Genomic DNA, 12,136 nt, shown 5'->3' on the forward strand with positions numbered 1-12,136 from the left:
GCAGAAAGCGGCATTGAAAAGGTTTTCTCAAATGATCCATCCTCAGATTTTAGGTCACCGTAGAGGAAATCATTTTCTTGACTGACCTCCGGATTAGTCATCTTTCCATATTGGCTGCGAAGGTTTTGGATCGCGTCATCGACTTCTTTTTCATCCATATCCATTTTGTAAGACACGGCATCGACACCTTCGATGCTGACGGAGATATCATCGACAAAACCTATTTTGTATTTGAATTCAAATTCTTTTTGGGAATCCCAATCGATATTCGCAGCTTCTTCAATCATTGGTAGAGGGTCTCCCAATATTTTAAAAGTCTGCGCTTTCAGATAATCATTTAGAGAAGAGGTAAGAATCGAATTGATTTCGTCTACAAGTACCGAGGTACCATACATCTTTTTTACCATGGTAATTGGTGCTTTGCCAGGCCTAAAGCCTTTAATCGAGGACTTTTTTGCATAGTCCTTAATTTTCGCATCCACCTTGGGTTGATAATCTGCCTCATTTAATTTAATTTTAACTGAAGCCTGATTTGCTGCGTGCTTGTCTAATGAGATTTCCAATTTGCTTTATTTTGGTGTGATTTGAATTTAAAAACCCCCAATCCCATTTCTTATTTCGAAGTCCTTTTACCAGGTTCGAAGCCGGAAAGTTGATTGAGGGTTGAGAAGCGTGCGGATAGAGGGACTCGAACCCCCATGCCTTACGGCGCTAGATCCTAAGTCTAGTGCGTCTACCAATTTCGCCACATCCGCGATTTGTGGATGCAAAGGTAATAAGTAAAATTAAACTTGCAAAAATTGGAATAAAATTCGTTCCAAAATTTATTAAAAACCCTACAAGACGGGTTGTTTTGAAAAAAGAATTGCTTTAGCTTCGATAATATGATAGAAATAGACCTGGAAGAGGAAAGAAAGGAAATCTTAAAAAGATATAGAAAGCTTTTGAAAATGGCCAAGCGTGTCCTGAAACCCGGCGATGCCAAGATAATCAAAAAGGCTTTTAACGTATCCAATGAAGCCCATAGGGAAATGCGGAGGAAATCCGGCGAACCCTATATCTACCATCCTTTGGAGGTTGCTTTGATTTGTGTTGAAGAAATCGGTCTGGGGACGACAAGTATCGTTGCCGCTTTGCTTCATGATGTGGTAGAGGATACAGATTGGGAATTGGAAGACATCGAAAGGGAATTTGGCACAAAAGTCACCCAAATCATTGATGGATTGACAAAAATTTCAGGGGTATTTGAATACGGTTCTTCCCAGCAGGCGGAAAACTTCAGGAAAATGCTCCTCACTCTTTCTGATGATGTGAGGGTTATTTTGATCAAATTGGCAGATAGGCTCAACAACATGCGTACACTTGACAGCATGCCAAGACACAAGCAGCTGAAAATTGCCTCCGAAACCATGTATCTCTATGCCCCTCTTGCTCACAGATTGGGTCTTTATGCCATTAAGTCAGAACTCGAAGACTTATATCTGAAATTTACGGATTCTGAGACTTATCTTTTTATAGTCAACAAAATCAATGAAACCAGGCTCTCCAGAAACAAATTTATTAAGAATTTTATCGGACCGATAGAAGAGGAGCTGCTTTCACAGGGATTCAATTTTACCATCAAAGGAAGACCAAAATCTATTTTTTCGATTTACAACAAAATGAAATCACAGAATATACCTTTTGAGGAGGTGTATGACTTATTTGCTGTTCGGATCATTATTGACAGTGAGCTCGAAAATGAAAAAGCGGACTGTTGGCAGGTATATTCTGTGGTAACGGATTTTTATAGACCCAATCCTGACAGGCTTAGAGATTGGATCAGTACTCCAAGGGCAAACGGCTATGAATCCCTGCATACGACTGCCATGAGTCAGACAGGTCAATGGGTAGAAGTGCAGATCAGAACAGTAAGGATGGATGACATCGCCGAAAGGGGCTATGCCGCCCATTGGAAATACAAAGAAAAAGATACCGCGCAGAATAAAGGTACAGGACTAGACGAATGGATTACCCAAGTCAGGACTTTGTTGGAATCAAATGACGGTTCAGCAATAGAGTTTATGGATGATTTCCGAGGCAATCTATTCCATGATGAGGTTTTTGTATTTACTCCCAAAGGGGAATTGAAAGTCTTGCCTAATGGTGCCACTGCCTTGGATTTTGCTTTTGAAATCCACTCAGAAGTCGGAGCCAAATGCATTGGAGCCAAAGTCAACCAGAAATTGGTTTCTATCAACCATAAGCTAAAAAACGGCGATCAGGTAGAAATCCTCACCTCCAACAAACAGAAACCTACAGAAGACTGGCTCAATTCAGTAGTGACTTCCCGTGCCAAAGCTAAAATCAAGGATGCCCTGAGGGAGGAGAAGAAATCCACCATCATGGACGGAAAGGAAATTGTCCAAAGGAAACTGCGTCAGATGAAGATGGATTTCAATTCTGAGGTGGTCGAACAGCTTAGGGCATATTTTGAGACCAAAACACCTAATGAATTTTACTATAAAGTAGGGAAAGGCATTATCGATGCCACTTCGATAAAAAGCTTTAAGGAATTCAAAGAGCAGAAAAAGCAAAAAGGCAAAGCCTCTTTTGAAAAAGTGAAAGACGAAACATCTTTCACCAAAGAGATCAAAAACCTCAAAGGACCTGATCATGACCAATTGCTGATCGGGGAAGACATGGATCTCGTGGATTATATCCTTGCCAAATGTTGCAATCCCATCCCAGGAGATGATGTTTTCGGCTTTGTGACCATCAATGAAGGCATCAAGATCCACAGAACTTCCTGTCCAAATGCATTGGAACTTCTCTCCAACCACGGCAACAGGGTAATCAAAGCACGTTGGACAAGCCAACAGCAGATTGCCTTTTTGGCGGGATTGAGAATCGTAGGTACCGATAGGGTGGGACTTATCAATGACGTGACCAGGGTAATATCCAATGAACTGAAAGTCAACATGCGATCTATTACTGTGGATTCCGACAGTGGGATATTTGAGGGATCGATCAAGCTTTATGTGCACAGTACACAGCACCTTGAGAAACTCATGTCCAACCTCTCCCAAGTTGATGGAATCCTTAAAGTGACAAGGTTTGATTGAACAACAGGCGGTCAGGACATGAATCCTGTTGGTTAAATATTTAATTAATCCGCAGGAATCAAGCTGTTTTTATTTTTTCAGGAAAAATATCTTATGACTCTCAAAGTATTTTTTCCCGTAGGAATTCAGTCCTTCATTTTGGAAAAGAATGTTTTAAAAATTGTCATTCCAAAAATATAGACTATCCCGATGTAGGAACACAGTTGAATCCAATAGTTTTTCTCAGGGAAAGTGACAACCGTCCCAATGATTCCTATTGCTATGAAAAAGAGGACTGTAAAGGTAAGTAGTCTATATTCTTTAGTTTGGCTGGGATAGGGGTATTTCCAGGGCAAAATCGAAAGGATGCAAATGAAAAAAAGCAAAACCATATTTGTAGTTGTCGAAAAATCGAATACAAAATACAGGTAAAACGCCACAAAATTCCATAAAATAGGAAAACCTTCAAAATAAAAATCATGGGTAACGTATGTTGTTTTGCCATAATAATAGCACGATACCAATAGGATACCTGATATGCCTAAGAGTTTAAAATCTGCCGGCAATAAATCTGCTTCATGGATAAAATATGCCGGAATAATGGCATAGTTTGCAAAATCTATCACATGGTCAATGGATTCGCCTTTGAAATTGGGTAATACCTCTGAAACTTTTGCAGCCCGAGCAAGGGTACCGTCTATTGCATCTACCAAAAACGCAACCGTAAGCCAAACAAAAACCTGAGCAAAATCTCGGCTTTGAATGGCTAAAATTGCCAAAAAACCAAAAATCATCCCCGATGCTGTAAATGCGTGTACAGACCATGCTAAGACGTATTGAAAAGGGCTGAATTTTTTCACAACAATTTTGTCATAAGGATGGCCATAATTAAGCTACTAAGCTTCTGAGACAAATTTATTGTTTTTATTTAAAATGCTGAGATTGGAAATTTGAGGTTTAAAAATGAAATATTGACTTATTGAATTGTTTGTTGTATTAAATACGCCTTAATTTCATTTGATTGAAAGAAGCATAAGTGAAAAAGTAAGTTGAAATCTTTAAGTGATTATATTGCCTTTCCTTAATTCACCATAATATTAATTCCCCAATTTAGTGTTTGACTTAGGGCGTCAATTTAATGTTGGAAGCTTTAAACTCAGTATCTAGATCAAGTAATTTAATATTTCAACAGCCTTTAAAACCATGAAAAAAATCTACCCTACACTTTTCTTGCTAGGTGTTTTAATCTTATTTGGGTTGTATTTGTATTGGTTTACAGACGCTGAGGTTTTTTGGTTTGGCTATGCATCCATGATGATTTTTTATGCTTTGATTTTCTACTACGGCACCATTGTCGCCCAAAATAAGGAATCAAAAGCCGATATGATGTTGGCGGGGCGAGGTTTGCCACTGGGGATTGCAATTTTTACAATGAGTGCCACTTGGGTTGGCGGAGGTTATATCAATGGATCTGCAGAATATGCCTACGGAGACGGATTGGTGTGGGTGCAGGCACCTTGGGGATATGCTTTGAGTTTGATGTTGGGAGGGTTGATTTTTGCAAGGAAAATGCGGCGTCACCGTTTCAAAACCATGCTTGATCCATTGGCCCAACGCTTTGGCAAACAAATGGGCGCGGTGCTTTTTTTGCCTGCATTGGCTGGTGAAATATTTTGGACAGCAGCTATTTTGGTGGCACTCGGCACTACATTTTCTACCGTTTTAGGTATTGATACACAAACGTCTATTATCATATCAGCAGTTGTTACTATTGCCTATACTGCTATTGGGGGACTTTTGGCAGTTGCATTGACAGATATTCTTCAAATGTCAATTTTGTTGATTGGCTTGGCGATAGTTGTTCCCTTTGCCCTTTCTGAAGTAGGAGGATGGGATGTGGCTTGGACTAATTACAAAACCATGAAAGGTGAAGCCGCTACCTTTATCCCGAGCAAAGAAGCATTGGGGAGTTATTATTGGTATTGGTGGGATTATGCGCTTTTGCTCATCTTTGGAGGTATTCCTTGGCAGGTTTATTTTCAAAGGGTATTGGCATCCAAAGACGAAAAAACAGCCGTTCGCCTTTCCATTTTTGCAGGTGTAGTCTGTCTTATTGCTGCAGTCCCGGCAGTGATGATTGGCATAATAGGAAGCAATGTGACTGATTGGACTGATTTTGGAGCAACAGCCAATTTAGAAAACAATTCCATGATTTTGCCCTATGTCATTCGCTACCTCACGCCCACAGCGGTGGCTACGATTGGACTCGGAGCAATTGCGGCAGCGGTCATGTCTTCCATAGATTCGTCCATTTTGTCGGCATCTTCGTTGGCAAGTTGGAACGTTTATCGACCCTTGGTGAAGCCTGATATTTCTACCGAAAGCCTAAATAAAGTTATCAAAACGTCGATTTGGATTATTGGCATAGCGGCCACTTTGATTGCGCTAAACGTGACAAGTGTTTATTCCCTTTGGGTACTATGCAGTGATTTTGTGTATTGCTTGCTCTTTCCGCAGTTGGTGACTGCGCTTTTTGACAAAAAAGCAAATAAATACGGCTCAATGGCAGGTTTTGCGGTAGGGGTGATTTTGAGATTTGGCGGAGGAGAAGCTTCTCTAGGATTGCCTATTTTAATTGACTATCCGATGATAGAAGATGGTTTAGTCTTGTTTCCTTTCCGCACTTTAGCAATGGTCAGTAGTTTGTTAACAATAATCTTCGTGTCTAGGATGACTCAGAAATGGGATGCCGCTAAGGTATTGGTGATAGGAGATGAGTAAGATTGGCAATGAAAGGCAAACAAAATCAGCGTTTTCATCTTGCTGTTGACTATGAAGCCTTATTATTTCTTTACGATTTTTACTAAAATCTACCAAACAATTTAAAGGCTTAAATATTTGCCTTTTCATTAGAATAATGATGCTTTTTGACCTCAATCATTCACTCCATTTGATCTCATTTGAAAATTGTTGATCAACAAACAGCCAAAACTCCTTCAATTACAAAAACTTTTCCCGACCGAAGGAATTCTCAAAGTGATAAGGTTTGATTAATAGGATTTCTATCTTGCTTATTCGAATCTTTTCTAAATAAGATAAGTTATATTTGCAAAAACCTAAAATTCATGGCCTTAAATCAGACCCTTTTCGAAGAGGTAAAGAAAATATTTACAGCCTACTTGGAAAATAAAAAGCTTAGAAAGACCCCCGAGCGATACGCTATTTTGGAAGAAATCTATGGACGAGGAGGTCATTTTGATGTAGAATCTCTCTATATCAGCATGAAAAATAAAAATTACCGGGTGAGCCGGGCTACTGTTTACAATACATTGGATTTATTAGAGGAGTGCGACTTGGTGACCAAGCATCAGTTTGGGAAAAATATCGCACAATTTGAAAAATCTTACGGTTACAAGCAGCATGACCATTTAATTTGTGTTGAATGCAACAAAGTACTCGAGTTTTGCGATCCTAGAATTCAAAACATCCAAAATACAGTCAGTGAAATTTTAAATTTCAAAGTCCTACACCATTCCTTGATTCTATACGGAACTTGTTTAAAAGAAAACTGCGAAAATAAAGCAATGATATGAAGCTAAATTACAGGATTGAAAAAGAAGTGAAAGCCCATTTTCTGTTTGTGACAGGTGATTTGATAGGAGATGAAGTAGGTCCCAAATTGGTAGAGCTTGTATCCGATGCAGTAAATGACAAGATCAAGTTTTTTGTGGTTGACCTCAGTGAAGTGAGGTATATCAGTTCCAGCGGAATAGGCCTTTTAATCACCATGCTCACCAAGATGAGAAATTCGGGAGGGGAGGTTTATCTTACCGCCCCATCAGAGCATGTCCAAAAATTGCTCATCATTACCAAGTTGAATAATATTTTCACTGTCTTTCCCAGTATCGATGAGGCCAAAAAAGTAATTGCTTAAACTGAATTTTGCGATATCTTCAGAAAAAGGTTTGAGTTATTTGGTAATTTTTAGGGATATGACAAACTTCACCGCCGAATTGATTTTACACAATTATACAAATAGATTATAATGAAAATGGATGTTCTTTTAGGCCTGCAATGGGGAGACGAGGGTAAAGGTAAGGTGGTGGATGTATTGGCTCCGCAATATGATGTGGTGGCCAGATTCCAGGGCGGTCCCAACGCCGGTCATACTTTGGAATTTGATGGCATCAAGCATGTCCTACATCAGATTCCTTCTGGGATTTTTAGGGAGAATATTCTCAATATTATTGGTAATGGGGTTGTTTTAGATCCGGTCGTTTTGAGAAAAGAGATTGAAGGTCTGCACAAATTCAATATTGCTTTTAAGAAAAATCTATTTATTTCCAAGAAAGCAACCATCATCATCCCAACCCATAAGCTATTGGATGCCGCATACGAAAAGTCCAAAGGGGACAAAAAAATCGGATCTACACTTAAAGGTATCGGCCCAACCTATCAGGATAAAATCGGAAGAGTTGCATTAAGGGTTGGAGATATTTTGGCTCCTGATTTTGATGAGAAATACAGTACTTTGGTAGAAAAGCATAAGACGATTCTTTCTTTTTATGAGTTTGACTTGGTTCAATTGCCTGAACTTGAAAAGACATTCTTTGAGGCAGTGGCATTTTTCAGAACACTCAACCTTGTTGACAGTGAGTATGAGGTCAACGACTACCTTGCTTACGGTAAAAAAGTATTGGCAGAAGGTGCACAGGGTTCTTTGTTGGATATTGATTTTGGAAGTTATCCTTTTGTGACTTCGAGCAGTACCATGGTGGCAGGTGCCTGTACCGGATTGGGAGTTTCTCCTTCTAAAATCGGGGAGGTATTTGGGATTTTCAAAGCTTATTGTACCAGAGTGGGAAGTGGGCCTTTCCCAACAGAGCTACATGATGCTACGGGCGAAGCGATGAGAAAAGAAGGCAATGAATTTGGATCTACCACAGGCCGTCCAAGGAGATGTGGTTGGATTGATTTGCCTGCTTTGAAATATTCCATCATGATCAATGGCGTGACACAGCTCTTTATGATGAAGGCTGATGTACTCAATATCTTTGAAGAAATTAAAATCTGTACCCATTACGAACTGCCGGACGGAACCAAAGTAGATCGGCTTACTTATGAGCTGAATAACGACGAGGTGAAGCCGGTTTACCTGACAGTTCCGGGATGGTTTACTTCTTTGGCTGAAGTCAATGAGTATGAAAAATTTCCAATAGAATTAAGAAATTATGTGGACTTGCTTGAAAAAGAACTTGGGGTTCCGATCAAAATGGTCTCAGTAGGTCCGGATAGAAAACAGACTATTTTAAGATAACATAGCTATTTGGCTCACTGATTTCAGATTTAGAATATCAATGTTTCTTTTCCTGTCCAATAAATAAATATAGACTTCCCCAAAAAGGAAGTCTTTTTATTATTTAAGAGTTTCTGTATTTTACAAATCCAAAAATGAATCTCAATTTAGATTTCTCATGAAATTGAAAAATCCTGACCCACTTAAACCACAATTAATATTTTTCTTTATATCTATAATTTTTTTGTTTTCCTTTTTTAAAGAGGTTAGAGCGCAGGTTGGTTTTCCTTATTGTGAGAAGTTTACGGATAATTCAACGCAATCTGCTACAGTTTTTGGTGGAAATGCAAGAATAGTGGCTGGAGCACTTAGGCTGACCGATGCGGTCAATGAACAGAATGGGTACATCTATATTGACATTCCTTTTTCTTCCACATACGGCATCAAAGCGGAATTCGAATATTTCAGTTACGGCGGCAATGGGGCAGATGGAATTGTTGCTTTTTTATTTGATGCCGATACTCCGGTATTCAATACAGGAGGCTTTGGTGGATCTTTAGGCTATGCGCAGCGGGGAAGTCAAATCGGTTTGTCCAGGGCTTATTTGGGTATCGGATTTGATGAATATGGCAACTTTGGAACTACGCAAGAAGGAAAAAATGGCGGTTTTGCCGGGATTGGGGAATCCTTAGTGCCCAACTCCATAGTAATCAGGGGTCCGGGAAATGGCCTTTTGGGATATAATTTTATTGTTGGGCGTAAAACCATGGAAACAGGAAATGACGGACTTAGGGCTTCTGATCAGTTTCCAATAAGTTCAGGAGGCCCTGGTACAAACAGGGTGACTGACCCCAACCTTCCGGGTTACCGGAAAGTCTTTTTGGATTTGCAGCCTGACCCATTTGGTGATGGGTATTTTCTAACGGTGAGGATGCTGGTTTCCACCGAGGCAAATAATCCAAGGATGGTCACTATTTTTGATAGGCCCTACAATTTCCCCGCTCCTAAAAATCTAAAGATTGGATTTACTGCTTCTACAGGCGGGCTAAACAATATCCATGAAATCCGAAACCTTATTGTAGAGGTTTCCAATGAGGATGGCCTTTCAAATCCTGAAGGAGTGGACATTGATGACAAAGCTTCCTGCGAAGGACAGGAAAACACCTATGAGATCACTACAGCGGAGGCTACATTGCCAAATGAGAATTCAAGCATCAGGTGTTTACAGTTTTATGGTTCACTCGAGGATATTCAGGCAGAGGAGGGAGACATCTGTTCACAGGCAAGATGTCGTCCCGAAAACCGCGTTTTGGTACTTCCTCAGGGAACCTTCCGCGCTTCTGACACTGGCGGGGAGTTTACTTTTTTTCCTAATACCGGATTTACAGACCAGACTGTTCAGGTATTTTATACCATTACGGATAATTATGGAAAAACCTCTGCAGGCAATTACATCAAGCTCTTGATCAAGGAATCTCCAGAACCGGTCAACATTTTAGCCCAAGGCTTGGACAGCAGTATAGATGAAGTAAGACGGTGTGAGGGGGATCCTGTTATTTTAAGGGCAGTCGGTGACGAAGTATATGTAAAACATGAATGGTACCGGGATGACATTTTGATTCCTGATTCTGATGTTCCAGAGATTCAAGCGATACTTCCGGGTGAATATAAAGTTATTGCCTACAACTCAAAGAGCTGCCCGACCGAATCTTCGGTTTTTACCCTGTTAAATCCTCCTTTACCGGGATTGGTGATTGCCAACCCTGTGGTTGGATGTGAACCCGGCATGTCTTTGGATATCCGTGATTTCATTCAGGGCTATGATGAGGCGAGTTATGATTACCAATTAGAAACCCCTGGTGGAGAATTGATAGAAAATGAGGGAATGAGAGCCATTTCTTCCTCAGGAAATTATCTCCTAAGAATTAAGCATAAGGATTTGGAATGTTGGTCAGAGCCAATAGCATTTGAAGTAATTATAGTATCTCAATCCCTTCAGGCAAATTTTGACTTTGAAGTTCAGGGAACTGGGGTCAAAGGAGATGAAGATGGTGGAATTTTTCCCGATGATAACATTCAGTTTACTGATCTTTCGCCGGATGATGTGGTGACTTGGTCATGGGATTTTGGTGATGGTACAAGTTCAACAGTTCAGAACCCTACACATGTCTATGGCAAAAAAGGAGTCTTTCAGGTAAAATTGACGGTAACAGATAATTTGGGCTGTGTTGCCCAGGTGACTAAGGAATTGTCGATTACCAAAAGCTTCAGGGTCATGTTTCCAACAGGATTTACTCCAACCTTAGAAGAAAACAAGTTTTTCAGACCCAAAGTTAGGGGAATTGCTCAGATGGAAATCTTGATTTTTAACCTTTGGGGCAACATGCTATTTAGAACAAATGATTTGAAAACAGAGGGATGGGATGGGAAAGCCAATGGAGAATTGATGCCGGGAGGAAATTATGTGTATAGGATCAAAATGGTTTCTATTGATGGGGAAGATGTAGAACAAAGTGGCCGGTTTTTATTGATAAGGTAATGGGGAAAAGTTTTGTTCTTCTTTTCATGGTCTTGACTATTGGATATACCAAAGCGCAGGATACCCAGTTTTCACAGTTTTATGCAGCTCCCCTATTTCTCAATCCTGCTTTTGCCGGAAGTTCCGAAATCACAAGGATAGGTTTCAACTTCAGAAACCAGTGGCCAGCTTTGGAGCAGTCTTTTGTCGCTTTTTCTGCTTATGCTGACCATTTTATCGATAGCAAAAACAGTGGTATAGGTATTATTATAAATGGGAGTAGAGAAAGCCTTGCTAGCCTTCAAAACACAGAAATAGGCTTGTTGTACTCCTACAGATTGAGACTAGGGCAATCAAGTTTCCTTCATATGGGAGTTCAGGGAAGCTATGCAACACGTTCGGCAAGCTTTGATGAAGTAATATTAAGTACCCAATTGGACATAAGTAAAGGAGTGGTGTTGCCCGGAGGTGTGGCCGGGATTCCGGATGCAAGACAAAGAAGTTTTGCTGATTTGCATACTGGGCTTTTTTATTATAATAAAAAATTTTGGTTAGGGCTTTCTGGCCATCACCTTACCCAGCCAAATATTTCTTATTTGGGCATGGATAAAGATATTTTGCCGATCAGGTATTCCGCACACGGTGGAGTCAAGTTTGACCTAGAACCGGGTGCAATCAATGATTACTTTAACAATACCCAACAGGAGCGGACTTTGTCATTTGCATTTAACTACAAACAGCAGGGACTCTTTGATCAATTGGATTTTGGGATGGAGTTGTTTATAGACCCGATAATTCTCGGACTTTGGTATAGAGGATTTCCTACGAGGATTGGATTGCCAAATAACGAGGCCTTGATCGCCCTGATTGGATTCTCTCTTCAGAGCGGCGTAGATTTGGGATACAGTTATGATTTTACACTTTCGCAATTGGGTTGGCGCAATTCGGGAGGTGCGCATGAAGTATCCTTGCGGTATTCTTTTGTCAATCAACTTTGGGATAAAAGCCGAAGAAAACGTCTCCCGACATTCAAATATTAATAATTATAAGCCTAAAATTATTTTTTCTACCTGATATTCAGAGAAGTTGGTAAGAATGTAAATTTATTTTCAAGGTTGTTTTTGCATTTGAAAAAAAGATTTGCACCTTTGCAATCCCAAACGCGGGCAGACTGATTCAATTAATTCATTAATATTCTGAATGGGCCCGCAATCACTCCCTCAAGAAATAATAAATTTC

At 40.0% G+C, this 12,136-nt stretch carries 9 protein-coding genes and 1 tRNA gene; 7 read left to right on the forward strand and 3 right to left on the reverse strand.

The window, feature by feature from the left end:
• Together ACZFYI_RS07885 and ACZFYI_RS07890 are read right to left on the reverse strand one after the other, a co-directional pair.
• The coding region (locus ACZFYI_RS07885; protein WP_462523578.1) for a trigger factor at positions 1-563 on the reverse strand (563 nt) is incomplete at its 3' end.
• 110 nt (positions 564-673) lie between these two features.
• Positions 674-755: transfer RNA gene (locus ACZFYI_RS07890), tRNA-Leu, on the reverse strand.
• Between the two features lie 129 nt (positions 756-884).
• Here ACZFYI_RS07890 and ACZFYI_RS07895 point away from each other — a divergent pair.
• On the forward strand, positions 885-3,104 hold the full coding sequence (locus tag ACZFYI_RS07895) for a RelA/SpoT family protein (RefSeq protein ID WP_462523579.1): 2,220 nt from the start codon (positions 885-887) through the stop codon (positions 3,102-3,104).
• Between the two features lie 125 nt (positions 3,105-3,229).
• Here ACZFYI_RS07895 and ACZFYI_RS07900 read toward each other — a convergent pair whose 3' ends face one another.
• Entirely contained in the window at positions 3,230-3,943 is a 714-nt protein-coding gene (locus ACZFYI_RS07900) for a CDP-alcohol phosphatidyltransferase family protein (protein ID WP_462523580.1), read from the reverse strand.
• Positions 3,944-4,286: 343 nt separating this feature from the next.
• On the opposite strand from ACZFYI_RS07900, the gene ACZFYI_RS07905 reads away from it, so the two are divergent.
• From ACZFYI_RS07905 to ACZFYI_RS07930, 6 genes are all read left to right on the forward strand, one after another.
• The gene (locus tag ACZFYI_RS07905; RefSeq protein WP_462523581.1) at positions 4,287-5,864 is read left to right on the forward strand and encodes a high affinity choline transporter 1; all 1,578 of its coding nucleotides are present in this window, start codon (positions 4,287-4,289) and stop codon (positions 5,862-5,864) included.
• Positions 5,865-6,208: 344 nt separating this feature from the next.
• Positions 6,209-6,676 (forward strand): Fur family transcriptional regulator, encoded by a 468-nt coding sequence (locus ACZFYI_RS07910; protein ID WP_462523582.1) that lies wholly within the window; start codon positions 6,209-6,211, stop codon positions 6,674-6,676.
• Positions 6,673-7,017 (forward strand): STAS domain-containing protein, encoded by a 345-nt coding sequence (locus ACZFYI_RS07915; RefSeq protein ID WP_462523583.1) that lies wholly within the window; start codon positions 6,673-6,675, stop codon positions 7,015-7,017. Before ACZFYI_RS07910 ends, ACZFYI_RS07915 begins: the two co-directional genes overlap by 4 nt.
• A gap of 111 nt (positions 7,018-7,128) precedes the next feature.
• A complete protein-coding gene (locus ACZFYI_RS07920; protein WP_462523584.1) occupies positions 7,129-8,400 on the forward strand; it encodes an adenylosuccinate synthase in 1,272 nt (423 codons plus the stop codon).
• Between the two features lie 223 nt (positions 8,401-8,623).
• The gene (locus tag ACZFYI_RS07925; protein ID WP_462523585.1) at positions 8,624-10,918 is read left to right on the forward strand and encodes a PKD domain-containing protein; all 2,295 of its coding nucleotides are present in this window, start codon (positions 8,624-8,626) and stop codon (positions 10,916-10,918) included.
• The gene (locus tag ACZFYI_RS07930; protein WP_462523586.1) at positions 10,918-11,937 is read left to right on the forward strand and encodes a PorP/SprF family type IX secretion system membrane protein; all 1,020 of its coding nucleotides are present in this window, start codon (positions 10,918-10,920) and stop codon (positions 11,935-11,937) included. The genes ACZFYI_RS07925 and ACZFYI_RS07930 overlap by 1 nt, the downstream gene beginning before the upstream one ends.
• The last annotated feature ends 199 nt before the right edge of the window (positions 11,938-12,136 follow it).

The organism is Aquiflexum sp., from assembly GCF_977115555.1.

Excerpts from the sequence above, each read along its gene's own strand:
- ACZFYI_RS07920 (WP_462523584.1), top strand. The coding sequence starts at position 7,129 with ATGAAAATGGATGTTCTTTTAGGCCTGCAATGGGGAGACGAGGGTAAA.
- ACZFYI_RS07910 (WP_462523582.1), top strand. The coding sequence starts at position 6,209 with ATGGCCTTAAATCAGACCCTTTTCGAAGAGGTAAAGAAAATATTTACA.
- ACZFYI_RS07895 (WP_462523579.1), top strand. The coding sequence starts at position 885 with ATGATAGAAATAGACCTGGAAGAGGAAAGAAAGGAAATCTTAAAAAGA.
- ACZFYI_RS07915 (WP_462523583.1), top strand. The coding sequence starts at position 6,673 with ATGAAGCTAAATTACAGGATTGAAAAAGAAGTGAAAGCCCATTTTCTG.
- ACZFYI_RS07930 (WP_462523586.1), top strand. The coding sequence starts at position 10,918 with ATGGGGAAAAGTTTTGTTCTTCTTTTCATGGTCTTGACTATTGGATAT.
- ACZFYI_RS07905 (WP_462523581.1), top strand. The coding sequence starts at position 4,287 with ATGAAAAAAATCTACCCTACACTTTTCTTGCTAGGTGTTTTAATCTTA.